The sequence below is a fragment of the Streptomyces sp. NBC_01723 genome (assembly GCF_036246005.1).
Classification (GTDB): domain Bacteria; phylum Actinomycetota; class Actinomycetes; order Streptomycetales; family Streptomycetaceae; genus Streptomyces.
The window spans coordinates 3978647-4003945 of sequence record NZ_CP109171.1 but is presented as its reverse complement, the minus strand read 5'-3'; the positions used below and the strand labels follow the sequence as shown (position 1 = coordinate 4003945).

Annotated in this window: 21 protein-coding genes; 12 read left to right on the top strand and 9 right to left on the bottom strand. The window is 70.9% G+C overall.

All coding sequences use genetic code 11. The features are described 5' to 3' along the window. Positions 1 to 126 precede the first annotated feature (126 nt). The 3 genes from OIE75_RS18405 to OIE75_RS18395 are packed head-to-tail and all read right to left on the bottom strand — an operon-like array spanning position 127 to position 2179. Entirely contained in the window at positions 127 to 1305 is a 1179-nt protein-coding gene (locus tag OIE75_RS18405; protein WP_329471503.1) for a cystathionine gamma-lyase, read from the bottom strand. After that, on the bottom strand, positions 1302 to 1796 hold the full coding sequence (locus OIE75_RS18400) for a low molecular weight protein-tyrosine-phosphatase (RefSeq protein WP_161329460.1): 495 nt from the start codon (positions 1794 to 1796) through the stop codon (positions 1302 to 1304). The genes OIE75_RS18405 and OIE75_RS18400 overlap by 4 nt, the downstream gene beginning before the upstream one ends. Then, entirely contained in the window at positions 1793 to 2179 is a 387-nt protein-coding gene (locus OIE75_RS18395; RefSeq protein ID WP_125491320.1) for a phage holin family protein, read from the bottom strand. Before OIE75_RS18395 ends, OIE75_RS18400 begins: the two co-directional genes overlap by 4 nt. 59 nt (positions 2180 to 2238) lie before the next feature. On the opposite strand from OIE75_RS18395, the gene OIE75_RS18390 reads away from it, so the two are divergent. From OIE75_RS18390 to OIE75_RS18375, 4 genes are all read left to right on the top strand, one after another. Further along, a complete protein-coding gene (locus OIE75_RS18390; RefSeq protein ID WP_114528306.1) occupies positions 2239 to 2556 on the top strand; it encodes a cupin domain-containing protein in 318 nt (105 codons plus the stop codon). A gap of 175 nt (positions 2557 to 2731) precedes the next feature. Beyond that, the gene (locus tag OIE75_RS18385; RefSeq protein WP_007388908.1) at positions 2732 to 2944 is read left to right on the top strand and encodes a DUF5326 family protein; all 213 of its coding nucleotides are present in this window, start codon (positions 2732 to 2734) and stop codon (positions 2942 to 2944) included. 304 nt (positions 2945 to 3248) lie between these two features. Further along, positions 3249 to 3983 (top strand): IclR family transcriptional regulator, encoded by a 735-nt coding sequence (locus OIE75_RS18380; protein ID WP_329474013.1) that lies wholly within the window; start codon positions 3249 to 3251, stop codon positions 3981 to 3983. Between the two features lie 98 nt (positions 3984 to 4081). Continuing rightward, entirely contained in the window at positions 4082 to 4519 is a 438-nt protein-coding gene (locus OIE75_RS18375) for an SsgA family sporulation/cell division regulator (RefSeq protein ID WP_064728775.1), read from the top strand. A gap of 48 nt (positions 4520 to 4567) precedes the next feature. On the opposite strand, the gene OIE75_RS18370 is transcribed toward OIE75_RS18375, so the two are convergent. After that, positions 4568 to 6112 carry a YibE/F family protein gene (locus tag OIE75_RS18370; RefSeq protein ID WP_329471502.1) on the bottom strand — a complete coding sequence of 515 codons (1545 nt, stop codon included), beginning with the start codon at positions 6110 to 6112 and terminating at the stop codon, positions 4568 to 4570. A gap of 253 nt (positions 6113 to 6365) precedes the next feature. On the opposite strand from OIE75_RS18370, the gene thiC reads away from it, so the two are divergent. Continuing rightward, on the top strand, positions 6366 to 8159 hold the full coding sequence (gene thiC, locus OIE75_RS18365) for a phosphomethylpyrimidine synthase ThiC (protein ID WP_329471501.1): 1794 nt from the start codon (positions 6366 to 6368) through the stop codon (positions 8157 to 8159). Between the two features lie 89 nt (positions 8160 to 8248). After that, a complete protein-coding gene (locus OIE75_RS18360) occupies positions 8249 to 9649 on the top strand; it encodes a VWA domain-containing protein (RefSeq protein WP_329471500.1) in 1401 nt (466 codons plus the stop codon). A 24-nt stretch (positions 9650 to 9673) separates the two neighbouring features. On the opposite strand, the gene OIE75_RS18355 is transcribed toward OIE75_RS18360, so the two are convergent. The 3 genes from OIE75_RS18355 to OIE75_RS18345 all read right to left on the bottom strand — a co-directional run bounded on the left by OIE75_RS18355 (position 9674) and on the right by OIE75_RS18345 (position 13254). Beyond that, positions 9674 to 10543, bottom strand: coding sequence for a hypothetical protein (locus tag OIE75_RS18355; RefSeq protein WP_329471499.1), 870 nt, complete (start codon positions 10541 to 10543; stop codon positions 9674 to 9676). A gap of 182 nt (positions 10544 to 10725) precedes the next feature. Further along, positions 10726 to 11832 (bottom strand): metallophosphoesterase, encoded by a 1107-nt coding sequence (locus OIE75_RS18350; RefSeq protein WP_329471498.1) that lies wholly within the window; start codon positions 11830 to 11832, stop codon positions 10726 to 10728. A gap of 309 nt (positions 11833 to 12141) precedes the next feature. After that, positions 12142 to 13254 carry a LacI family DNA-binding transcriptional regulator gene (locus tag OIE75_RS18345; protein ID WP_307013695.1) on the bottom strand — a complete coding sequence of 371 codons (1113 nt, stop codon included), beginning with the start codon at positions 13252 to 13254 and terminating at the stop codon, positions 12142 to 12144. A 401-nt stretch (positions 13255 to 13655) separates the two neighbouring features. On the opposite strand from OIE75_RS18345, the gene hisC reads away from it, so the two are divergent. Then, a complete protein-coding gene (gene hisC / locus OIE75_RS18340) occupies positions 13656 to 14735 on the top strand; it encodes a histidinol-phosphate transaminase (RefSeq protein ID WP_307013694.1) in 1080 nt (359 codons plus the stop codon). Between the two features lie 43 nt (positions 14736 to 14778). On the opposite strand, the gene OIE75_RS18335 is transcribed toward hisC, so the two are convergent. Continuing rightward, positions 14779 to 15153 carry a cyclophilin-like fold protein gene (locus OIE75_RS18335; protein WP_329471497.1) on the bottom strand — a complete coding sequence of 125 codons (375 nt, stop codon included), beginning with the start codon at positions 15151 to 15153 and terminating at the stop codon, positions 14779 to 14781. 210 nt (positions 15154 to 15363) lie between these two features. Between OIE75_RS18335 and OIE75_RS18330 the strand changes: the two genes are divergently transcribed. From OIE75_RS18330 to OIE75_RS18310, 5 genes are all read left to right on the top strand, one after another. Then, a complete protein-coding gene (locus tag OIE75_RS18330) occupies positions 15364 to 16869 on the top strand; it encodes a cytochrome ubiquinol oxidase subunit I (protein ID WP_307013692.1) in 1506 nt (501 codons plus the stop codon). A 20-nt stretch (positions 16870 to 16889) separates the two neighbouring features. Further along, positions 16890 to 17894, top strand: a complete 1005-nt coding sequence (gene cydB / locus OIE75_RS18325) for a cytochrome d ubiquinol oxidase subunit II (RefSeq protein WP_307013691.1) — start codon at positions 16890 to 16892, stop codon at positions 17892 to 17894. A 22-nt stretch (positions 17895 to 17916) separates the two neighbouring features. Next, entirely contained in the window at positions 17917 to 21420 is a 3504-nt protein-coding gene (gene cydD, locus OIE75_RS18320) for a thiol reductant ABC exporter subunit CydD (protein ID WP_329471496.1), read from the top strand. Positions 21421 to 21522: 102 nt separating this feature from the next. Next, positions 21523 to 23205, top strand: coding sequence for a sensor histidine kinase (locus tag OIE75_RS18315; protein WP_329471495.1), 1683 nt, complete (start codon positions 21523 to 21525; stop codon positions 23203 to 23205). Between the two features lie 122 nt (positions 23206 to 23327). After that, on the top strand, positions 23328 to 24374 hold the full coding sequence (locus OIE75_RS18310) for a M23 family metallopeptidase (RefSeq protein WP_329471494.1): 1047 nt from the start codon (positions 23328 to 23330) through the stop codon (positions 24372 to 24374). Positions 24375 to 24393: 19 nt separating this feature from the next. Here OIE75_RS18310 and OIE75_RS18305 read toward each other — a convergent pair whose 3' ends face one another. Then, positions 24394 to 25281, bottom strand: coding sequence for a Cof-type HAD-IIB family hydrolase (locus OIE75_RS18305; RefSeq protein ID WP_329471493.1), 888 nt, complete (start codon positions 25279 to 25281; stop codon positions 24394 to 24396). Positions 25282 to 25299 lie beyond the last annotated feature (18 nt).

Genomic DNA, 25299 nt, shown 5'->3' with positions numbered 1-25299 from the left:
GATTGGACACTGACACAGAGTCAACTAGCCTTGGTCGCGCGGTTCTTCGCGCGCGGAACCGGAGGACGGTCCGAGCCACGAGGGGGGAGGCTCGGACCGTCCGTTGCACGGCCGTCGTACGGCGGTTCAGTCCGCGGTCTCGTCCAGTGCGCGCAGCAGATCGGCCACCAGGTCCTCGGGGTCCTCCGCGCCGACCGAGAGCCGCACGAAGCCCTCCGGCACCGCGTCGCCGCCCCAGCGCCCGCGCCGCTCGGCCGTGGACCGCACCCCGCCGAAGCTCGTCGCACCCTCCACCAGCCGCAGCGCGTCGAGAAAACGATCGGCACGTGCGCGCGTGGCCAGCGTGAAGGAGACGACGCATCCGTAGCGCAGCATCTGCTGCGAGGCGATCTTGTGCGAGGGGTCGTCGGGCAGCCCCGGGTACCGCAGACCGGTGACCTCGGGCCGCGCCCGGAGCGCCTCGGCGACCTGGAGCGCGGTGGCGTTCTGCCGGTCGACCCGCAGCTGGAGGGTGGCGATCGAACGGTGCGCCAGCCAGGCCTCCATGGGGCCGGGGATCGCGCCGACGATCTTGCGCCAGCGCCGTACGGCGGTCATCGCCTCGGCGTCGCGGCCCGCCACGTATCCGAGGAGGACGTCTCCGTGGCCGGTGAGCTGCTTGGTGCCGCTGGCGACGGAGAAGTCGGCGCCGAGCTCCAGCGGGCGCTGTCCGAGCGGTGTGGCGAGGGTGTTGTCGACGGCGACCAGGGCGCCGCGCGTGTGGGCCGCCTCGACGAGCCGTCGTACGTCGCACACGTCGAGACCGGGGTTGGACGGCGTCTCGATCCACAGGAGCTTCGCCCCGTCCAGGACGTCGAGCTGGGCGTCCCCGCCGGTCGGCGCGGTGCGCACCTCGATGCCGAACGCCTCCAGCTGGGCGCGGACCAGCGGCAGCACCTGGTAGCCGTCGCTGGGCAGCACGACCACGTCCCCGGCACGCAGCTGCGAGAAGAGCACCGACGAGATCGCGGCCATGCCGGAGGCGAACACGAGCGTCTCGACGCCCTCCCGCCCGGGCGACTCCAGCTCGCCGATGGCCCGCTCCAGGTGCGTCCAGGTCGGGTTCTCGTCGCGGCCGTAGGTGTACGGGCCGGTCGGCTCGCCGGGCAGATGGAAGTGGGCGGCGAACACCGGACCGGGCAGGGTCGGCTCGTGCTTGACGGGTTCGGGCAGCCCGGCCCGCACCGCGCGCGTGCCGTCGCCGCTGCCGGTGGGCGTCCCCGGCCCGTGCCCGCCGTGCTCGTCGTTCGTAGCGGAATCACTCATGCCGCCCGTCCCTCCACTTGCTCGCGTACCGCGGCGAGCAGTCCTCCGCTCGCCGCCTCCACCATCTCAAGGCACTCCTCGAAGCCGTCCGTGCCCCCGTAGTACGGATCCGGAACGTCCAGGTCACCGTCGTCGGCGGCCGGATCGTAGGAGCGCAGCAGGCGCACCTTGGCCGCGTCCTCCTCCGTGGGCGCCAGCCGGCGCAGGGCCCGCAGATGGCCGGCGTCGAGGGCGATCACGAGGTCGAGGCGGGAGAACCAGGACTGCTGGAACTGCCGGGCGGTGTGGCCGAGGTCGTACCCGTGCTCCGCCAGGACGGCCACGGTGCGCGGGTCGGCCCCGTCGCCCTCGTGCCAGCCGCCGGTGCCGGCGCTGTCGACCGTCACCAGGTCGTCGAGCCCGGCGTCCGCCACGCGCGCGTGGAAGACGGCCTCGGCCATCGGGGAACGGCAGATGTTGCCGGTGCACACGAAGCAGACGCGGTAGGTCATCGCGACCGGTCCCCGTCGGGCAGGAACGCGTTGAGGGCCCAGGAGACGATCGAGATGATCAGTCCGCCCAGGACGGCGGTCCAGAAACCGTCGACGTGGAAACTCACGTCGAGCTTGTCGGCCACCCATGAGGTGAGCAGCAGCATGAGCGCGTTGACGACCAGCGTGAACAGACCGAGGGTCAGGATGAAGAGGGGGAAGGTGAGCACCTGCACGATCGGCTTCACCACCATGTTCACCAGGCCGAACACCAGCGCCACCACGATCAGCGTGACGGCCTTCTCACCGGTGCTGCCCCCAGTCAGGGTGATCTTGTCGAGCAGCCATACGGCGACCGCGAGGGCGCCGGCGTTGGCGATCGTCTTGACTAGGAAATTCTTCATGTGTCTGATCGTGGCAGACGCGATCGGAAACGAACGGTGAGGCAGGGGCGGACGAGGCGATGAAGGCATTCCGGCTGGACGAACTGGAGGCGGAGCGCGCCGCCAACGACGGTGCCTACCTGCAGTTCCTGCGTGAGCGGAACATGTCGGTCGGCCTGTACGCCCTCGACGCGGGCACGTCCGATCCACAGAACCCGCACGCGCAGGACGAGGTGTACTTCGTGGTGAGCGGGCGAGCAGCGATCACCGTGGGCATGGAGACCACCCAGGTCGCCCGCGGCAGTGTCGTCTACGTCCCGGCCGGGGTCGCCCACAAGTTCCACCACATCAGTGAGGATCTGCGGGTTCTCGTGGTGTTCTCTCCGCCGGAGAGCTGAGTCCCCGCCCCGGGGTTCCCTAGGGGAACGGTCAGGGGGAGACAAGGGGTGCGTGCGCCCTGCGGGGGCCTTCGCGGCCCTAGCATCGGGTGCAGGACATCAGAGCATTCCCAGCGGGAGACCGGGCCCACGCAGGGTCCGGTCCTCGAACGGGTGGAAGGTAAGGACGAGGGCCATGCGAGAGATCTTCACGGGACTGCCGTGGTGGGTGAAGTGGATCGCGGTGCCGGTCATCGCCCTGGTCGTGTTCGGCGGGCTCATCGCCAGCGTGGTCGGGTTCGTGATCGGACTGCTGTTCAAGCTGCTGGTCTTCGTCGCGCTCGTCGGCGGACTGATCTACGTCGTGCGCAAGTTCATGTCGAGTTCGTCCTCGCGCAGCGACTGGTGAGAGCCGTGGGACAAGGGTGGCGGTAACGGGAACCACCGGTTCCCTCGGGCGAGGGAAGTTTCCCGGACGGGCCGTCGGCGGGCGGTGACCGGCGATTAGAGTCCGGAACTCCACGCGGGGGCGACCTCGCGAACGGCGCCCACCCCCACCCGTGTTCCCCGCACGGACGGCCTCCTCGCGTTCCCGGGAGTGAACCTTGGCCACGGCTGACACCGCATTCGCACCGCTGCACGCCCTGCCCGTGCAGCCCTACTCGACGCCACCACCCCCGCCCCCGTCCACCGACCCGCCCTCGGCGACCCTCATCGGCTCGGTACAGCGGGCGATGCGTCTCCTGGAGTGCGTCGCGGAACACGAGTACGGAGCCCCCGCCAAGCAGCTGGCCCGGGAGACCCGGCTGGCGCTCCCCACGGCGTACCACCTGTTGCGCACCCTGGTACACGAGGGCTATCTGCGCCGGGAGAAGGGGCTGTTCTTCCTCGGCGACGCCGCCGAGCGGCTGGGCGGCAGCGGGGCCGCGCAGAAACGTCGCAGCACGGTGGTCGACGCGCTCGCGCAGGTGCGCGACGCGATCGGCGCCCCCGTGTACTACGCCATGTACCGCGACGGCGAGATCGAGGTCATGTGCGTCTCCGACACCCCGGGCAACCCGGCGGTCGAGGAGTGGGCGGACTTCCGCGAGACCGGGCACGCGCACGCCGTCGGGCAGTGTCTGCTGTCGCAACTGGACGAGGACGCCCGCCGGGACCACCTGAACCGCTACTCGGTGCAGTCGCTCACGCCGTACACGGTCCGTGATGGCAATGCCCTGCTGAGACGCCTGGAGCGCATGCGGCGGACGTCTCCGGTGACCGAACGCCAGGCGTACGCCCTGGGGACGGTGTGCGCCGCGATCCCCATCACCGTCGGCACCACGGTGGCCACGATGGCCGTCTCCCTGCCCCTTCACCAGGCCGACCGGCTGCTGTCGGCCGCGGAGCGGCTGCAGGACGAGGTGGGGCGGCTCCTGGGGTCACTCGCGATCTCTATCAGTATCTGAAAACTCACTCCTTGTGATCTGGTGTGTACGTTGAGCAAGATGCCCTCAGTGTTAGAGGTTTGATTCCCGGACAGTCGACGGCGAATGACGGGTGTGCGATGGGCGAGTCCGTACAGGCAGAGGTCATGATGAGCTTTCTCGTTTCCGAGGAGCTCTCGTTCCGCATTCCGGTGGAGCTGCGCTACGCGACCTGTGATCCCTATGCCGTGCGGTTGACCTTCCATCTGCCCGGGGACGCCCCGGTGACCTGGGCCTTCGGCCGGGAGCTACTGGTCGACGGGGTGGGCCGGCCGTGCGGTGACGGGGACGTGCGCATCGCACCGGTCGAGCCGGAGCCGCTGGCCGAGGTGCTGATCCGCCTCCAGGTCGGCGGCGACCAGGCACTGTTCCGTTCCTCGGCGGCGCCCCTGGTGGCGTTCCTCGACCGCACCGACAAGCTGGTGCCCCTGGGGCAGGAGGGCGCGCTCGAGGACTTCGACACCCACCTCGACGAGGCGCTGGACCGCATTTTGGCGGAGGAGCAGAGCGCGGGCTGAACCGTTACGGCAGGCCCGGTGCGGGCGTAACGCTTCGCCCGGGGCGCGTCAGCGCTTGCGGCGACGGCCGCGTCCGCCGCGTACGGGGGCCGCGTCCCCGCCCGGCGTCGCCCCGCCGGACTGCGCTGCCGTCCGGTCGGCCGAGACGACGAGCGCGGCGAGGGCCGTGGTGACCGGCACGGACGCCACCAGGCCGATCGAGCCGACCAGGGTGCGCACGATCTCCTCCGCGACCAACTCACTGTTGGCGACCGTCCCCACCCCGCTCTGTGCGATCGAGAACAGCAGGAGCAGGGGCAGCGCGGCGCCCGCGTAGGCGAGCACGAGCGTGTTGACGACCGAGGCGATGTGGTCGCGGCCGATGCGGATGCCCGCGCGGTACAGCCCGCGCCAGCCCATCGTCGGGTTGGCCTCGTGCAGCTCCCAGACCGCCGACGTCTGGGTGACCGTCACGTCGTCGAGGACGCCGAGCGAACCGATGATGACGCCGGCGAGCAGCAGGCCGCTCATGTCGATCGACGGATACAGGCCGTGGATGAGGCCGGTGTTGTCGTCCGTGTTACCGGTCAGCGCCGCCCAGTCGATGAACAACGACCCGAGAACGCCGATCAGCAACAGGGAGATCAGCGTGCCCAGCACCGCCACGGACGTGCGCGCGGAAAGGCCATGACACAGATACAGCGCGATCAGCATGATGGCGCTGGACCCGATCACCGCGACGAGCAACGGGTTCGAACCCTGGAGGATCGCGGGGAGGATGAAGAAGTTCAGCAGCAGAAAGCTGATCGTCAGGGAGATCAGCGCCATCAGCCCCCGAAGCCTTCCGACGACCACCACGGCCAGCGCGAAGATGCCGGCGAGCAGGGCGAGGGGAAGCCGGCGGTTGACGTCGGTCACCGAGTACTGCAGGTCTCGCGGTGCGGAGGGCTCGTAGGCGACCACGACCTCCTGGCCCTCGTGCAACTGGCGCGACTGGTCCGGCTGCACGACCTCCTCGAACGTGCGGCCCTTGTCCTTGCCGCTGTCCACGCGGATCGTCGCCCGCTTGCACTCGCCGTTGGCCTGCTGCACGGCGGAGGAGCCCTCGGCGGTGGAGGTGTCGCCGGTGGGTGTGGAGCCCGAGGCGTTGACGGACTGGCAGCTCAGTTCCACCACCTTGGTCACGGTGGCCTGCTGCGTCTGCCGGTCGAAGCCGACGCCGGTGCGCTCGTGCGGCGGCGCGCCGCCCGGCCACAGGACGGCGAGCCCGACCAGGACCGCCGCGGTGAACGGGATCAGGATCGCGGCGATGACCTTCCGCAGATGCCGGGAGACGGGCGCCGCGGGGCCATGACTGTGCGAGTGCCCGTGACCTCCTCCGGCACCGTGACCTCCTCCGGCACCGTGACCTCCTCCGGCACCGTGACCTCCTCCGGCACCGTGCCCGCGACCTCCTCCTGCCCCGTGCCCGTGGCCGCCGCCCGCTCCGGGCCCGTGGCCGCCGCCACCGTGGCCGTGTCCGTGGTCGCCGGCTCCACGGACGGCGCCCTCTTCGGCGTGCGGTCCGCGGCGGGGATCGTGCGGCGGAAAGGAGGGATGCTGCGGTGTGGTCACCGACCGATCATCGCAAGAACAAGGAGGGCCCTCTGTTCACCGCGCCCGAATGGGCGTTAGCGTGGAGACACCTTTGTACACGCGGGAGCTCGGAGCACCGGGCTGAGAGGGCGCTGACCTCCGTCCCAGCGATGTTTCACGGGAAACGTCACCGAAGTCGAGTGATGTATCCCACGAAGCGTCGGCGGACGGAATCCGCTGCGTCGACCGCCGAACCTGTTACCGGGTAATGCCGGCGTAGGGAGTAGGTCTCATGACCATCAAGGACGCACGCACGCCTGCCTCCACGCAGAACTCCTCCCAGGAGGAGATCGCTGAGGCCGGGAAGTCCATCGGCTGGCACAAGGCATACGTCGAGGGCTCGCGCCCCGACCTGCGGGTGCCGGTCCGTCAGGTGCACCTCACCAACGGGCAGTCGGTCACGCTGTACGACACCTCCGGCCCGTACACCGATCCGCTCGTCGACACCGACGTCCGCAGGGGACTGGCGCCGCTTCGAGAGAACTGGATCATCGCCCGCGGCGACACCGAGGAGTACGCGGGCCGTCCCGTCCGTCCCGAGGACGACGGCATCAAGCACACGTCGCCGCGCGGCGGGCTGCGCAACCTCGACGCCGTCTTCCCCGGACGGCCGCGGCAGCCCCGCCGGGGCCGGGGCGGCACCGCGGTGACGCAGCTCGCGTATGCCCGCCGGGGCGAGATCACGCCCGAGATGGAGTACGTGGCCGTCCGGGAGAACGTCTCGCCGGAGGTCGTCCGCGAGGAGATCGCCGCGGGCCGTGCCGTACTGCCGGCCAACGTCAACCACCCCGAGATCGAGCCGATGATCATCGGCAAGCGTTTCCTGGTGAAGGTCAACGCCAACATCGGCAACTCGGCGGTGACGTCCTCCATCGAGGAGGAGGTCGACAAGATGACCTGGGCGACCCGGTGGGGCGCCGACACGGTCATGGACCTCTCCACCGGCCGCAACATCCACACCACCCGCGAGTGGGTCCTGCGCAACTCCCCCGTCCCCATCGGGACCGTGCCGCTCTACCAGGCCCTGGAAAAGGTCGACGGCCGGGCCGAGGAGCTGACCTGGGAGGTCTACAAGGACACCGTGATCGAACAGGCCGAGCAGGGTGTGGACTACATGACGGTCCACGCGGGAGTGCGCCTGGCCTACGTGCCGCTGACCGCGAACCGCAAGACCGGCATCGTCTCGCGCGGCGGCTCGATCATGGCGGCGTGGTGTCTGGCGCACCACAGGGAGTCGTTCCTGTACGAGAACTTCGAGGAACTCTGCGAGATCCTCGCCGCGTACGACGTCACGTACTCCCTCGGCGACGGCCTGCGGCCGGGCTCCATCGCGGACGCCAACGACGAGGCGCAGTTCGCCGAGTTGCGCACGCTCGGGGAACTCAACCGGACCGCCAAGCGTTTGAACGTGCAGACCATGATCGAGGGCCCGGGACACGTCCCGATGCACAAGATCAAGGAGAACATCGACCTTCAGCAGGAGATCTGCGATGAAGCTCCGTTCTATACGCTCGGCCCGCTGACCACGGACGTCGCGCCGGCGTACGACCACATCACCTCCGGCATCGGTGCCGCGATGATCGCCTGGTGGGGCACGGCCATGCTCTGCTACGTCACGCCCAAGGAGCACTTGGGCCTGCCCAACCGTGACGACGTCAAGACCGGCGTCATCACCTACAAGATCGCCGCCCATGCCGCCGACCTCGCCAAGGGTCACCCAGGTGCGCAGGAGTGGGACGACGCGCTGTCCGACGCCCGTTTCGAGTTCCGGTGGGAGGACCAGTTCAACCTGGCCCTCGACCCGGACACGGCACGGGAGTTCCACGACGAGACCCTGCCGGCCGAGCCCGCCAAGACGGCCCACTTCTGCTCGATGTGCGGGCCGAAGTTCTGTTCGATGAAGATCTCGCACGACATCCGCCGCGAACACGGGGGAAGCGCGGCCGAGATCGAGGAGGGCATGGCCCAGAAGTCGAAGGAGTTCGCGGCCGCCGGCAACCGCGTGTACCTGCCACTCGCGGACTGACCAGCCGAGTGCGTCACCGTGCGGTGGGGAGGGCGGACGGCCGGTCCGCCCTCTCCCCGCCGACGGGTCCGGCTCGGCAGACTGGGGGTATGACAGCCACCTCTCTGAGCAAGGGTGCCAACCTCGCCGTCGACTCCCCCGCAGTGCGGGTCGAACTCGTGTGGACCGCAGGGCCCGGCGTGCCCGACATCGACGTCTCCGCGCTGCTGCTCACCTCGGCCGGGCGGGTGCGGGACGACGGTGACCTGGTCTTCTACAACCAGCCCCGGCACGCCTCCGGCGCGGTGGGGCACCTGAGCAAGCGGACCGGCGCGCAGCCCGGGGCCACCGTCGACGCGGTGGAGGTGGACCTGGTCTCGGTGGAGCCGGCCGTCGACCGTATCGCGCTGTGCGCCTCGGCGGACGGCGGGACGTTCGGCAACGTGCCGGGGCTGTCGCTGCGGTTGCTGGACGCCGCCTCCGGCACCGAGCTGGCCCGGTTCGACATGACCGCCGGGACGGAGACCGCCTTGGTCGGCGGCGAGCTGTACCGGCGGCAGGGGAAGTGGAAGTTCCGCGCGGTCGGGCAGGGGTACGCCGCCGGACTCGCGGGGCTCGCCACCGACTTCGGCATCACCGTGGACGACGACGCTCCCCCGACACCGACACCGACACCGACACCGACGCCGACGCCGACGCCACCCCCTCAGCCCCTGTCCCCACCGCCGACCGCATCCGCCGGGCCGACGCGCCTCACCAAGGGCGAGGAACAGCTGCCCGTGGACATGCGCAAGCGGCTGTCCCTGCGCAAGGAGCAGGTCGCCGTCAGCCTGCGCAAGCACGGCGCGGTCGGCGTCACCGCGCGCGTCATCCTCGTACTGGACGCCTCCGGTTCCATGTCGTTCCTCTACTCCAAGGGCGTCGTGGCGGACGTCGTGGAGCGGATGGCCGCCGTCGCCGCACAGTTGGACGACGACGGCGAGATGCAGGCATGGACCTTCGCCTCGAATCCGGCACGCCTGCCCGACCTGCTCCTGGGCGAGCTGCCCGAGTGGCTGCGGCTGCACGTTCGCGTGGGGGAGATCAGCCTCTTCCGCCGCGGCCGGAAGAAGGGTCTGGACCCCCGGCAGGTCGACATGCGGGCGGTCGGGATCCAGAACGAGGAGCAGAAGGTGATCGCCCAGGTCCGTGCCTTCGTCCGGGAGAATCCGGCACCCGTTCCGACCCTGGTCCTGTTCTTCTCCGACGGCGGTGTGTACCGCGACGCCGAGATCGAGCGGGAGCTGCGGGAGGCGGTGGAGGAGCCGGTCTTCTGGCAGTTCGTGGGGCTGGGCCGGGCCAAGTACGGCGTGCTGGAGCGTTTCGACACCCTGACGGGCCGCCGCGTCGACAACGTCGGCTTCTTCGCCGTGGACGACATCGCCACCGTGCCGGACCCGGAGCTCTACGACCGCCTGCTGTCCGAGTTTCCGTCCTGGATCACGGCCGCCGGCCGGGCGGGCATCCTCTGACGCGTCGCCCGCCCGGACCGGTGGCTACTCGGGCCGGTGTTCCGGACCTCCGAAGTCCGGGCTGCTGTAGTCCGGGCTGGAGTAGCTCGGACGGTGACCGGTCTCGGTGCCGCCGTCGGGACTGGTGAACCCGGGCCGGCCGTATCCGAGGTGCGGCATGCGGCTGCTCGGGGCCTTCGGTCCCGTGCGGTGCAGTGCCGCAGTGCCCGGGTTACCCAGCGCCTCCTGCAGGAAGGGCAGGATGCCGCGTTCCAGCAGGGCGTCGTGCCAGGCGTCCCTGGCCCGGGCCACTTCCTCGTCGAGTACGCCGTAGGAGCCGGACTCGGCGGACGGCCGGTTGCGCAGCGCGGTGATCAGCAGCCCCACCGCGGCGACGAGGATCGCCACCGCGGTCACGGCGCCGAACATCCATCCCGTGGTGAGCATGGTCTGCGCGAAGGCCTGCCCCGGATCCAGCATCTTCAGGATGTAGCCGACGAGCAGGAAGATCGCCGCGGCGGTGCCGGCCAGGACGGGTGCCAGGACGGCGACGACGGCGACGGCCCCCGCACCGGTCGCCTCGGCCACCTCCCCCATGGTGGCGGCGAGTCCCACCGCGTTGCTGCCCTGCTCCTCGGAGCCGGACTCGCGCGTGGCGGGCGACGTGGCGGACGGCGCGGGATGGCGCAGTTCCTCGCGGGCCTTCACGTAGTGCTGGTACTCGGTGGTGGCCGCCGCCGTGATGAGGGCGGTCGCGTTGAGTGCCATGGTGCGCAGTTGTTCGGAGTTGAGCCGCTGTCCGACAGCGGCCAGTTCCGGGCGGTGTGGTGCGGAGCGCAGCGCCTCGTCGAGGATCCGCTCGTACTCTTGGCGGTCCTCGTTGGACAGGTGCTGCGGAACGCTGTTCATGTGCATCCCCCGATGCTCCGTAGGGCTTGGGGCTCGCATGCCAACGAGCCGTCGGGCAGAAACGGAGGGGAGCCTGCTACGGATAAGCCGATGGTAGAGCGGTGACGGTGGAGGGTGACAGGGGGTTTCCAGAAATTGGGTGCCGTCCCATACGGGTCCCGCCGTCGAAACGCTCGTCCGCCGAACGGTCAGTCGTCCAGCGGAAGTTGCTGGACCAGCAACTTTCCGGCCATGGTCACGCCGCCGTCCATCGCGATGGCCAGCCCGTCCGCGTAGACGTGGGGTCCCTCGACCGCCGTACGGGTGTCGTCCTCGCCGTCCTCGGAGCCGACCTCGCCCAGCAGGTAGGGGATGGGGCTGTGTCCGTGAACGATCCGGGTGCCGCCGTACGTATCCAGCAGTGAGCGCACGGCCTCGGCGCCGCCCTCGTCGCGGAAGGAGAAGCGCTTGGTGAACTTGCGGAACAGGTCCCAGACCTCTTCCGCGTCGTTACGGGTGAGGGTCTCGCGGACGGTGTCGTTGACCTCTTCGATGGAGCGGCCGTAGTCGAGGTAGGTGGTGGTGTCGGAGTGGACCAAGAGGTGGTCGTCGACCTCTTCGAGGGCGTCGAGGCGGGCCATCCACTGCAAGTGGTGATCCTGGAGACGGTCCATGTCGGTCTTCTGGCCGCCGTTCAGCAGCCAGGCCGCCTGGAAGGTGGCGGTGCCGGCGCCGGAGTTGACCGGCGTGTCGCCGAACCGCTTGGCGCCGAGCAGCAGCAGCTCGTGGTTGCCCATCAGCGCCTTGCAGTAGCCGCCGGCCGCGGCGGCCTCGGCGGACAGCCGCATCACCAGGTCGATGACGCCGATGCCGTCCGGGCCGCGGTCGGTGAAGTCGCCGAGGAACCACAGGCGTGAGGTGCCCGCGCACCACTTGCCGTCGGCGTCGACGAGGCCCTTCTCACGCAGCGCGGCGAGCAGCTCGTCGAGGTAGCCGTGCACGTCGCCCACGACGAAGAGCGGACCCTGGCCGGTGACGGCCTGCCCCACCTGGATCGGCTCGGGGTCGACGGGCACCTGAACCGTGTCACCCCGACGGATGACGGGCAGATCCCGTTGCGTGGGCGTGTACCCCTCCGGGTAGGGCTCCTCGGACCCCTCCTCCGAGGGCGGCGAGGGCTCGCCCGCCTGTGTGCCGGGGCCGGCATACGGAGCGGTCTCGTGGACGTAAGCGGGCACCCGGAAGTCGCGCACCGTCGCGGTCCGCTCCACCTCGGGTCCCTGACCGGCCCCCTGAGTCATTGACCCCTCCACCATCGCGCCGCATCTGCACCGCTTCGGACTGCCTGGTCGCAGCGGCCCGCGGTGTGTGGGCCCATCATAGGAATGCGGATCGCGCTGTGTGATGACCCAGGGGTGGTGAATCAGAACAGGACTCCGGTTCACCGCGGCTTTCGCCCCGATTGGGCCGGTCTTCGCCCGTCCATGAATGCCGTCCGGCCGTGTTGTGAGCGTGCCGGGTGTGGCGTTCGCCGCCTTCCGCGCGCCCTGTGCGCCGCCCCTTTGCGCCCCGTTTCGGACCGGGGCGCGACGTCGTACGCGCCGAGCGCGTGGACCGGCGCGCTCCTAGTCGCTCTCCGGTGATCGCGGCGGGCTGACCGTCGTCCGGGGCGGGCGGCGCTGCGAGGACGTGCGCACGATCAGTTCGGTCGGTATGACCTGCTCGACCGGCTGGTCCGCGTGCAGCCCCTCGATCGCGTCGATCAGCACCTGGATCACGGCCGTACCGATGCGGCGGGGTTTGAGCGAGAGGGTGGTGATGGGCGGCTCGGTGCTGGCGTACACGGTGGACTCGCTGCAGCAGACCAGCAGCAGGTCCTCGGGGACGCGCAGTCCGTAGCGGCGGGCGGCGGCGAGGAGGTCGGTCCCGTTCGGGTCGAACAGGCCGTAGACGGCGTCGGGCCGGTCGGGGCGGGCCAGCAGCCGGTCGGCGGCGACCGCGCCGGCGCACGGGTCGTGGGCGGGGTAGGCCTCGTAGACCGGGTCCTGCCCGACGCGCTCGCACCAGCGCAGGTAGGCGGTGGTCGACAGATGGGTGTACGTGTCCGTCGTGGTGCCGGTGAGCAGGCCGATCCTGCGGGCGCCGGCGTCGGCGAGGTGGTCGAGGATGCCGAGGACGGCCGCCTCGTGGTCGTTGTCCACCCACGCCGTGACGGGGAGCGTGCCGGCCGGGCGGCCGTCGGAGACGACCGGTAAGCCCTGGCGGACCAGTTCGGTGACGACCGGGTCGTGGTCCGAGGGGTCGATGACGACCGTCCCGTCGAGAGCGACGTTGGACCACACGTCGTGGCGGGAGGTCGCCGGGAGGATCACGAGGGCGTAGCCGCGGGCGAGCGCGGCGGAGGTGGCGGCGCGCGCCATCTCCGCGAAGTACGCGAACTCGGTGAAGGTGAAAGGTTCATCCCCGTACGTCGTCACGGTCAGGCCGATGAGTCCGGACTTGCCGGTGCGGAGCGTGCGGGCGGCGGCCGAGGGCCGGTAGCCCAGACGGTCGGCGACCTCGCGCACATGGCGCCGGGTGGCATCCGGGAGTCTGCCCTTGCCGTTGAGTGCGTCGGAGACGGTAGTGATGGATACTCCGGCGGCGGCGGCCACGTCCCTGATGCCCGCCCGGCCCGGCCGGCTGCCTCGACGTGAGGTTTCCGCGCGGCTCACCTGGTGCTTCCCTGCTGCTGTCATGGCGAGCCGATAGTAGGGCTCATGGGGTGGGGTAGGGCGGACGCATATGCACGCGTTGACAGTCACGTTTCTGCATGATCATTAACGCAGAACGGCCTTGGAAAGCAAGCTAGTTGGGCCCAGCCATGCCAGTACCTGGTGTGCCGACCAGTGAGGGCCTGCCATGGAGCGGATGTTGCGAAGAGGTCTCAACTCACCTGCACGGGTGATGCGCGCCACGGCGCGAGCCACCGGCGCGTAGATATATGTGCGGCGCGCCCCCCGAATCGTGCGCCTTCATACCCTGATGCCCCTGTTGCCAGTGTGACGGAGGAGGTCTGGCCTCACCTATACGCAGCGGCGGCGAATCCTCATAGGGTGAGAAGTATTCGATGCCGGTGGTGGTCATGAGGAGGACTGCGGTGAGCGAGACGAGCCCCAAGCTGCGCGCCGAGCTGGAGGGAATTCCCACCTACAAGCCGGGCAAGCCCGCCGCGGCCGACGGCCCGGTGGCCTACAAGCTGTCCTCCAACGAGAACCCCTATCCGCCCCTGCCGGGTGTCATGGAGTCGGTGACGGCCGCCGCCGCGTCCTTCAACCGGTACCCGGACATGGCCTGTACGTCCCTGATGAGCGAGCTGTCGGACCGCTTCGGTGTGCCCCTCACCCACCTGGCCACCGGCACCGGGTCGGTCGGCGTGGCGCAGCAGCTGATCCAGGCGACCTCGGGCCCGGGCGACGAGGTGATCTACGCCTGGCGCTCCTTCGAGGCGTACCCGATCATCACCCAGATCAGCGGCGCGACGTCCGTGAAGGTCCCGCTGACCCCGGGTGACGTGCACGACCTGGATGCGATGGCGGACGCGATCACCGACCGGACCCGGCTGATCTTCGTCTGCAACCCCAACAACCCGACCGGCACGGTGGTGCGGCGGGCCGAGCTGGAGCGCTTCCTCGACCGGGTGCCGAGCGATGTGCTGGTGGTACTGGACGAGGCCTACCGCGAGTTCATCCGCGACCCCGAGGTGCCGGACGGCGTCGAGATCTACCGGGGGCGGCCCAACGTCTGCGTCCTGCGCACCTTCTCCAAGGCGTACGGCCTCGCAGGGCTGCGGGTCGGGTTCGCGATCGCGCACGAGCCGGTGGCGGCGGCGCTGCGCAAGACCGCGGTGCCCTTCGGGGTGAGCCAGATCGCGCAGGAGGCGGCGATCGCCTCGCTGCGCGCCGAGGACGAGCTGATCGGCCGGGTCGGGTCGCTGGTGTGCGAGCGCACGCGCGTGGTCGACGCGTTGCGCGCACAGGGCTGGACGGTGCCGGAGACCCAGGCCAACTTCGTGTGGCTGCGGCTGGGGGAGAACACGGTCGCCTTCGCGAACGCGTGCGAGCAGGCCGGCGCGGTCGTCCGACCGTTCCCTGGCGAGGGTGTGCGGGTCACGGTCGGAGAGAGCGAGGCGAACGACATCTTCCTGAAGGTGTCGGAAGCGTTCCGCAAGGAGCTGTAGGTCAGAGGGATCCGCAGGTCAGGCGGCGGACCGGGATACGCCGTCAGGCGTCCACGCGCTCGACGCGTACCGGGTCGCCGTTGCGCACCGTGGCCAGGAGGCGCGGGTCGCCGTCGAGGCGGCCCATGACGTTGCACGGACTCGCGAGGCGGCACTCGTCGCCTCGCGAGATCGGTGTGGGTCCGTAGGGGAGGGCCAGGGCGTCCCCGTCGGTCCAGAAGGCGACCGTGCCCGGCTCGACGACCTCCCGGGCGTCCGTTTCACGTGAAACCGACACACCTGTGTCGAAGTACACCTCCTCGCCCCAGGTGTGGGCGGAGGCGGTGAGCGGCAGGGCCTTGAGAAGCGCCTGCGTGGTCGGGGTGTCGTCGAGTGCCGCGGTGAGGTGTCCCGCAGGCCAGGAGATCCGAATCTGCATGCGGCGGATTCAACAATATGTTGAAGTCCCTGCCAAGGGGTTGACGTCACAGGGGACCCCCCTTCCGGTGTCGAAAAGCGGTAGGTCATAATTGCTTGTGAATGTGAACGCGTTCACAAGCGTGTCCCGGTTGCGCCCGCGTTGGGTGTGACAAACACGTTCAAAACGCCGCTGACCACGGCGATGTGGCGAGGTAAGGAGAGTGACGACGTGGACATGGCTCTGGCGCCGGAGACCCTGGCGCGGTGGCAATTCGGCATCACGACCGTCTACCACTTCCTGTTCGTCCCGCTGACGATCTCACTGGCCGCCCTGACGGCCGGGCTGCAGACCGCATGGGTCCGCACGGAGAAGGAGAAGTACCTCAGGGCCACCAAGTTCTGGGGCAAGCTCTTCCTGATCAACATCGCCATGGGTGTCGTCACCGGCATCGTGCAGGAGTTCCAGTTCGGCATGAACTGGTCCGACTACTCGCGCTTCGTCGGTGACGTCTTCGGTGCCCCACTCGCCTTCGAGGCGCTGATCGCCTTCTTCTTCGAGTCCACCTTCATCGGTCTGTGGATCTTCGGCTGGGACAAGCTGCCCAAGAAGATCCACCTGGCCTGCATCTGGATGGTCTCGATCGGAACCCTGCTGTCGGCGTACTTCATCCTCGCGGCCAACTCCTGGATGCAGCACCCCGTCGGCTACCGGATCAACGAGGAGAAGGGCCGCGCCGAACTCACCGACTTCTGGCAGGTCCTCACCCAGAACACCACCCTCAACCAGGTCTTCCACAGCTTCTCGGCGGCCTTCCTGACGGGCGGTGCCTTCATGGTCGGCATCGCCGCCTTCCACCTGATGCGCAAGAAGCACATCCCGGTGATGCGGACCTCGCTGCGGCTCGGCCTGGTCACCCTGGCGGTCGGCGGCGTGCTCACCGCGGTCAGCGGCGACACCCTCGGCAAGGTCATGTACGAGCAGCAGCCGATGAAGATGGCCGCTGCCGAGGCCCTGTGGGACGGCGAGAAGCCGGCTCCCTTCTCGGTGTTCGCCTACGGGGACGTCGACAAGGGGCACAACAAGGTCGCCCTGGAGATCCCCGGACTGCTGTCCTTCCTGGCGCACAGCGACTTCGAGTCCTACGTGCCCGGCATCAACGACACCAACAAGGCCCTCCAGGAGAAGTACGGCCCCGGTGACTACAAGCCCATCGTCCCCGTCGCCTACTGGGGCTTCCGCTGGATGATCGGCTTCGGCATGGCCTCCTTCTCCCTCGGCCTGCTGGGCCTGTGGCTGACCCGTAAGAGGTTCCTGCTGCCCGCTCCGCTGCGCACCGGGGAGGACGAAGTGCCGCGACTGGTGCTGCTGAAGAAGCCGCTCGGGGCGAGGCTCACGCGCATGTACTGGCTGCTGGCGCTCTGGACGATGGCCTTCCCGCTGATCGCCAACTCCTGGGGCTGGATCTTCACCGAGATGGGCCGCCAGCCCTGGGTGGTCTACGGCGTGATGCAGACCCGGGACGCGGTCTCCCCCGGTGTCTCCACCACCGAGGTCATCATCTCGATGTCCGTCTTCACCCTGCTCTACGCCGTCCTGGCCGTCATCGAGGTCAAGCTGCTGGCGAAGTACGTCAAGGCGGGTCCGCCCGAGCTGACCGAGGCCGACCTCAACCCGCCCAAGAAGATCGGCGGCGACCTCCGTGACGCCGACAAGCCGATGGCCTTCTCGTACTAGGCCGAGGGAGCTGCACAGTCATGGAACTGCACGACGTCTGGTTCGTTCTGATCGCCGTCCTGTGGACCGGCTACTTCTTCCTGGAGGGCTTCGACTTCGGGGTCGGCGTGCTCACCAGACTGCTCGCCCGGAACCGGCCCGAGAAGCGGGTGCTGATCAACACCATCGGCCCCGTGTGGGACGGCAACGAGGTGTGGCTGCTCACCGCCGGCGGCGCCACCTTCGCCGCCTTCCCCGAGTGGTACGCCACGCTCTTCTCCGGCTTCTACCTTCCGCTGCTGGTCATCCTGGTCTGCCTGATCGTCCGGGGTGTCGCCTTCGAGTACCGCGTGAAGCGGCCCGAGGAGAACTGGCAGCGCAACTGGGAAACCGCGATCTTCTGGACCTCGCTGATCCCGGCGTTCCTGTGGGGCGTGGCCTTCGGCAACATCGTCCACGGGGTCAAGATCGACCGGGACCTGGAGTACGTCGGCACCGTCTGGGAGCTGCTCAACCCGTACGCGCTGCTGGGCGGACTGGTCACGTTGACCCTGTTCACCTTCCACGGAACGGTGTTCACCGCCCTCAAGACCGTCGGTGAGATCCGAGAGCGCGCGCGGGTCCTGGCGCTGCGGGTCGGGCTGGTCACGGCCGTGCTGGCCCTGGTCTTCCTGGTCTGGACGCAGGCTCACAGCGGGAACGGCAAGAGCCTGGTCGCCCTCGTGGTGGCCGTCGCCGCCCTGGTCGCGGCCCTGGTGGCGAACCAGGCCGGGCGGGAGGGCTGGTCGTTCGCGCTCTCCGGCGGCACCATCGTCGCCGCCGTGGCGATGCTCTTCCTGACGCTCTTCCCGAACGTCATGCCGTCCACGCTCAACCCGGACTGGAGCCTCACCGTCACCAACGCGTCCTCGAGCGCCTACACGCTGAAGATCATGACCTGGCTGGCCGTGATCGCCACACCGGTCGTCCTGCTCTACCAGGGCTGGACGTACTGGGTGTTCCGCAAGCGCATCGGCACCCAGCACCTCGCCGACGCCCAGCACTGAGTGGCCGGGAGGACTGTTTCACGTGAAACCCATCGATCCACGTCTTCTGCGGTACGCCCGCGCCACCCGGCTCTTCCTCACGGCCGTCGTCGTCCTGGGAGCCGTCGGGGCGGGACTGCTCGTCGCGCAGGCAATGCTCATCGCCGAGGTGGTGGTGGGCGCCTTCCAGCACTCCATGACCGCCGCCGAACTCCGCACTCCCCTGCTCCTGTTGGTCGCCGTGGCGTGTGGTCGCGCGCTGGTCGGCTGGCTCACCGAACTGGCCGCCCACCGCGCGAGCGCGGCGGTGAAGTCGGAGCTGCGGGGCCGGCTGCTGGAGCGGGCCACCGCGCTGGGCCCCGGCTGGCTGAGCGGACAGCGGACCGGCTCGCTGGTCGCCCTGGCCACCCGGGGCGTCGACGCCCTCGACGACTACTTCTCGCGCTATCTCCCGCAGTTGGGCCTCGCGGTGGTCGTACCCGTGGCGGTGCTGGCCCGCATCGTCACCGAGGACTGGGTCTCGGCGGCCATCATCGTCGGGACCCTGCCGCTCATCCCGGTCTTCATGGTGCTGATCGGCTGGGCCACCCAGTCCCGAATGGACCGCCAGTGGCGCCTGCTGTCCCGGCTGTCCGGGCACTTCCTGGACGTGGTCGCGGGACTGCCGACGCTGAAGGTCTTCGGACGGGCCAAGGCCCAGGCCGAGTCGATCAAGCGCATCACCGATGAGTACCGGCAGGCGACCATGCGGACGCTGCGGATCGCCTTCCTGTCGTCCTTCGCGCTGGAACTGCTCGCCACCCTGTCCGTGGCCCTCGTGGCGGTCACCATCGGCATGCGGCTCGTCCACGGGGACATGGCCCTGTACGACGGCCTGGTCGTCCTCGTCCTCGCGCCCGAGGCCTACCTGCCCCTGCGGCAGGTGGGGGCGCAGTACCACGCGGCCGCCGAGGGGCTCGCCGCCGCCGAGGAGATCTTCGAGGTCCTGGAACGGCCCGTACCGGCATCCGGGAACGCCCCGATTCCGGCCCACGGCGCCCTCGCCTTCGAGGACGTCACGGTCCGCTACCCCGGACGCTCCGTAGACGCCGTCACCAACGTGAGCCTCACCGTCGAGCCCGGGGAGACCGTCGCGCTCGTCGGCCCGAGCGGGGCGGGCAAGTCGACGCTGCTCAACGCCCTCCTCGGCTTCGTGACCCCGAGCGCGGGGCGGATCCGGATCGGCGGGACCGATCTCTCCTCGCTCGACCCGGCGCAGTGGCACGCCCAGGTCGCCTGGGTGCCGCAGCACCCGCACCTGTACGCCGGGACCATCGCGGAGAACGTACGCCTGGCCCGGCCCGACGCCGACGACCTCGCCGTATGCCGGGCGCTGCGGGACGCGGGCGCGCTGGAGTTCGTGGATGCGCTGCCCGACGGCACGGGGACCGTCCTCGGCGAGGACGGGACGGGGCTGTCCGCCGGGCAGCGGCAGCGGCTCGCGCTGGCCCGGGCGTTCCTCGCGGACCGGCCGGTGCTGCTGCTGGACGAGCCGACGGCGGCCCTGGACGGGGCCACCGAAGCCGAGGTCGTGGCCGCCGTGCGCAGGCTGGCGGAGGGGCGGACGGTGCTGCTGGTGGTGCACCGTCCGGCGCTGCTGGAGGTGGCCGACCGGGTGGTGCGGCTCGCGGAGCCGGCGCCCGCCGACCTGTCCGACGGCGCCCTTCCCGTACCGGACGGGCGTGGTGCCGAGGAGCCCGCCTCCGCTGTTCCCGTCGCTCCGGACGTCCCGGCGCCCGTGGTGGAGGCCCGGGGCGGTGTCCTCGCCAGGGTCCGTGCCATGTCCGCCGCCCGGCGCGGGCGGCTCGCCCTCGGGCTGCTGCTCGGCAGCCTGGCGCTGGGCAGTGCCGTGGGCCTGATGGCCACCTCCGGGTACCTCATCTCGCGGGCCTCCGAACAGCCGCCGGTGCTGTACCTGATGGTGGCCGTCACGGCGACGCGGGCCTTCGGGATCGGGCGGGCCGTGTTCCGCTACGCGGAGCGGCTCGTGACGCACGACGCCGTGCTGCGGATGCTGGCCGACACCCGGGTCGCCGTGTACCGGCGGCTGGAGCGGCTGGCGCCCGCGGGACTTCGCCGCACCCGCCGGGGCGACCTGCTGTCCCGGCTCGTCGCCGATGTCGACGCCCTTCAGGACTACTGGCTGCGATGGCTGTTGCCCGCCGGTGGCGCGGTCGTCGTCTCCGCCGCCTCGGTCGGGTTCACGGCCTGGCTGCTGCCGGAGGCCGGTGCGGTCCTCGCGGCCGGTCTGCTGGCGGCCGGTGCCGGCGTCCCGCTGGTGACCGGGGCGGTGGCCCGGCGGGCCGAGCGCAGGCTCGCCCCCGCGCGGGGCGTGCTGGCCACCCGGGTGGCCGACCTGCTGACCGGCACCGCGGAGCTGACCGTCGCCGGAGCCCTGCCCGGCCGGGCCGCGGAGGCACGCCGGGCCGACGGCACGCTCACCCGGATCGCCTCCCGCGCCGCCACCGCCACCGCGCTGGGCGACGGACTCACCGCGCTGATCTCCGGCCTGACCGTCGCGGGCGCCGCCCTCGTCGGCGCCCAGGCGGTGGCCGACGGCCGGCTCGCCGGCGTGGCCATGGCCGTCGTCGTCCTCACGCCGCTGGCCGCCTTCGAGGCCGTACTCGGGCTGCCGCTGGCCGTGCAGTACCGGCAGCGGGTGCGCAGGAGCGCCGAGCGCGTGTACGAGGTCCTCGACGCCCCCGAGCCGGTACGGGAGCCGGAGGCACCCCGGCAGGCTCCCTCCTCGCCGTTCCCGGTCGTCCTCAGGGGACTGGCCGCACGGCACGCCGGGCAGGACCGGGACGCCCTGGCGGGCCTGGACCTCACGCTCGCCGAGGGCCGCCGCGTCGCCGTGGTCGGGCCGTCCGGCTCCGGCAAGACCACGCTCGCCCAGACGCTGCTGCGCTTCCTCGACGCGGACGCCGGCTCCTACACGCTGGCCGGGGTGGACGCGTACGCCCTGGCCGGCGACGACGTGCGGCACCTCGTCGGGCTGTGCGCCCAGGACGCGCACCTCTTCGACAGCTCGGTGCGCGAGAACCTGCTGCTGGCCAGGAAGGACGCCACCGAGGGCGCACTGCGGGACGCGCTGGCCCGGGCCCGGCTGCTGGAGTGGGCCGACAGCCTGCCCGATGGCCTGGACACCCTGGTCGGTGCGCACGGTGCCAGGCTGTCCGGCGGCCAGCGGCAGCGGCTGGCCCTGGCCCGGGCGCTGCTCGCCGACTTCCCGGTCCTGGTGCTCGACGAGCCCGCCGAACACCTCGACCTGCCGACCGCGGACGCGCTCACCGCCGATCTGCTGGCCGCCACCGAGGGCCGGACGACCCTGCTGATCACGCACCGGCTGGCGGGCTTGCGGGCCGTGGACGAGGTGCTCGTGCTGGACCGGGGCCGGGTCGTGCAGCGGGGGACGTACGCGGAACTGGCGGCCGTGCCGGGCCCGCTGCGGGAGATGGCCGGGCGCGAGGCGGCGGCGGAGCTGCTGGTGCCAGAGACACGGCCGTAGGCGCGGTCACAGGCACGGGCGCGGGCACGGGTGTGAGCACGGTCAAGAAATTCTTCGGTAATCCGACTTTCCTGAACAAAAGGGTCTCATTAGGCTCGGGTCATGCACCCAGCGCCGCCCCCCGGCCCCCCGCCGCCCCGCGAGGGTGCCTCCGCCGAGCTCCTGGCCCGGGTGCCGAAACTGCTGGAGGCGATGCGCTCCGTCGGCAGTGGACTGGAGCTGCACTCCACGCTGAACCGGATCTGCGAGACGGCCGCCGACCTGGCGAACGCCCGGTACGCGGCCATCGGAGTCGTCGACGAGGACGGGGACGGACTCGCCGACTTCGTGCACCACGGCCTCGACGAGATGACCGTCCGGCGCGTCGGCCACCTCCCCGACGGCCGCAAAGGGCTGCTCGGCGCCCTCATGGTCGACCCCGAGCCGGTCCGGCTCACCGACCTGACCGAGGATCCGCGCGCGTGCGGCTTCCCCGAGAACCACCCTCCGATGCGGAGCTTCCTCGGGGTCCCCATCCGGGTGCAGGAGGAGGTCTTCGGCAACCTCTACCTGACCGACAAGCACACGGGCGAGCCGTTCAACGACTACGACCTCGCCATGGTCCGGGTCCTGGCCACCGAGGCCGGTATCGCCATCGGCAACGCGCGACTGTACGAGGCCGCACAGCAGCGGGAGCGGTGGATCGACGGGTCGGTCGCCGTCACCACGGCGCTGCTGTCCGGCGGTGACACCGACGACGCCCTCCAGACCGTCGCCGAGCAGGCCCGCCGGCTCTCCGGAGCGGCCGCCGGCATCGTGCTGCTGCCCGCCGACGGGGGCGGCCTGGAGATCGTGGCGGTCGCCGCACCGCACCGCACGAACGCCCTCGGCAAGGTCATTCCACCGGAGAACGGCATCGTCGCCGAACTCCTCGCCGGCCGTCCCGTGTTCGTGGACGACGCCGCCACCGACCCGCGTCTGGACGCCGGACCGGTGCGCGCCTACGGGCCGATCATGCTGCTGCCGCTGTGCCGGGACGGGCGTATCCTCGGCGGCCTCGTCATGCCCCGCGCCCGGGGGGAGCGCCCGTTCACGCGGACGGAGCGCGCGCTCGGCGACCAGTTCGCCGCGCAGGCCGCGCTGGCGCTGATGATGGCCGACGCCCAGCGCGACCGGGAACGGCTCGCCGTGTACGAGGACCGGGACCGCATCGCCCGGGACCTGCACGACCTCGTCATCCAGCGGCTGTTCGCGACGGGGATGATGCTGGAGAGCGCCCAGCGCAGGGCGGTGGCGCCCGAGGTGCGCGACGGCGTCGGCGGCGCAGTCGACGAACTCGACGTCACGATCCAGGAGATCCGCTCGGCGATCTTCGCCCTGCAGCAGCCCGCCGAGGCACCCGCGGGGCTGCGCACCCGCATGCTGCGCGAGATCACCATGGCCGCCGTACCGCTGGGCTTCACGCCCGCGCACCGCTTCGTCGGCCCGGTCGACACCGCCGTCGGCGAGCTGACCGGCAAGAATCTCATCGCCGCACTGCGCGAGACCCTGTCCAACGCCTTCCGGCACGCCCACGCCACCCGGATCGAGGTGGCCGTGGACGCGACGGCGACCCTGCCGGACGGGCGGCCCGGCGTGCGGCTGACCGTCGCGGACGACGGTGTCGGCATCCCCGAGGGCGGCCGGCGCAGCGGCCTGCACAATCTGGAGCGCCGCGCCGAGACGGTCGGCGGCACCAGTGGGCTCGGCCCGGGCATCGGGGCGGACGGCGGCGGCACGACGGTGTGGTGGGAGGCGCCGTACTGAACGCCGCCGGGGCGCCGTTGCCCCGGTTGCAGCAGCCGCGCTGCGCCGTGTGCAGCAACGGTTCCCCCACTCGTACGACGTGAAGGAGACCCGGCGGCCCCGCACGGTCCACGATCGCTGACATGCGCTCATCCCGCCGACATCCGCTGCTCGTTCCGGTGTTGCTGTGCGCGCTCGCCGTGCTCGCGGCCCGCCCCGCCGATGGCACGGAAGCCGGATCGGGTGCCGACCCGGGCCCGGAGGTGGCACGCCTGTACGAGGACGCGGCCAAAGCGACGCAGCGGTACGAGGAGGGGCGGCGCGCGGCCGAGGCCCAGCGGTCGAAGGCGCTGGCGTACGAGAAGCGGCTGGACGAGCAGCGGCAGAAGATCGACGCCATGCACGCGGACCTGGGCCGGATCGCCCGCGCCCAGTACCGCGGCGGCGGCGGCGGGCTCCCCCTGACCGCGCGGATGTTCCTCGCGGACGACCCGGACGAGCTGATGCGCGGTCAGCGGGCCTTCACCCGCGCGGACCTGGCGGTCAACAAGGCCATCGGCAAGAGTCTGCGGGCCGGGGCCCGGCTCGCCGCCGACGAGGCGAAGGCGCAGGCGGCCTGGCAGGCGCTGGAGAAGCGCAACGCCGACCTGGCGGCACTGAAGAGCGGGATCGAGGGCAAGCTGGAGGCGGCGCGTGCGCGGCTGGAGGGACGGGCGGACGCCTCCGTCGCGGCCGGCTCGTGCCCCGGCGCGGTCCGCCTCGACCAGCAGGACCTGCCCGTCGGCCGGCCCTGGGTGGCGCCGGTGGAGGCGTACGAGCTGTCGGCGTCCTTCGGCAGCGGCGGCTCGCGGTGGGCGCACCGGCACACCGGCCAGGACTTCGCGGTGCCGGTCGGGACGCCGGTGGGGTCGGTCGGTACGGGCCGGGTGGTGCAGGTGTCCTGCGGCGGCGCCTTCGGCATCCAGGTCGTCGTCCAGCACGCGGGCGGCTACTACACGCAGTACGCCCATCTCGCCTCGGTCGCCGTTGACCAGGGCGACCGGGTCCGTCCGGGTCAGTGGATCGGGCAGTCGGGCAGTACCGGCAACTCCACCGGACCGCACCTGCACTTCGAGGTACGGGTGACGCCGGAGATGGGCTCCGCACTGGACCCGGTGCCCTGGCTGTCGCAGCGTGGAGTGCCCCTCTGACCTGACGCGGGCCCGGCCGTCAGTCCAGGTCGGCCAGCAGCCGCTCGATGACGACCGCCACGCCGTCCTCGTTGTTGGCGACCGTCCGCCCCGACGCGGCGGCGATCACGTCCGGGTGCGCGTTGCCCATCGCGTACGACTGTCCCGCCCAGGTCAGCATCTCCACGTCGTTCGGCATGTCGCCGAAGGCGACGACCTCTTCGTGCGAGATGCCGCGTTCGGCACAGCACAGGGCGAGCGTGCTGGCTTTGGACACCTCCGGTCCGCTGATCTCCAGCAAGGCGCTGGGGCTGGAGCGCGTGACGTTGGCACGGTCGCCGATGGCGAGGCGGGCCACGGTGAGGAAGCCGTCGGGGTCCAGATCGGGGTGGAAGGCCAGGATCTTGAGGACCGGCTCGTCGGCGGCGCGGCCGCCGGGGGCCAGGATCTCCTCGGCGGGCAGGAGGTCGTCGGGCACCTCCATGTGCAGCTTCGGGTACGCGGGCTCCTGGTGGAAGCCGTACGTCTGCTCGACCGCGTACACCGTGCCGGGCGCGGCCTCGCGCAGCAGGCGTACGGCGTCCAGCGCGTTCTCCCGGGCCAGCTCCCGCACTTTCACGAAGCGGTGGGTGCCGGGGCCGCCGTGCAGGTCGACCACGGCGGCGCCGTTGCCGCAGATGGCGAGCCCGTGACCGTGGACGTGGGCGCTGACGACGTCCATCCAGCGGGCGGGGCGGCCGGTGACGAAGAAGACCTCGATGCCCGCCTTCTCCGCGGCGGCCAGTGCGGCGACCGTGCGCGGGGAGACCGACTTGTCGTCGCGCAGCAGCGTGCCGTCGAGGTCGGTGGCGATGAGCCGCGGGCGGGTGGCGGCGGCCGGGGGATCGGGCTGTCGGGTCGCTGAGGTCACCGGGTCATTGTCACGCACATGCGTGCACGCCCGTGC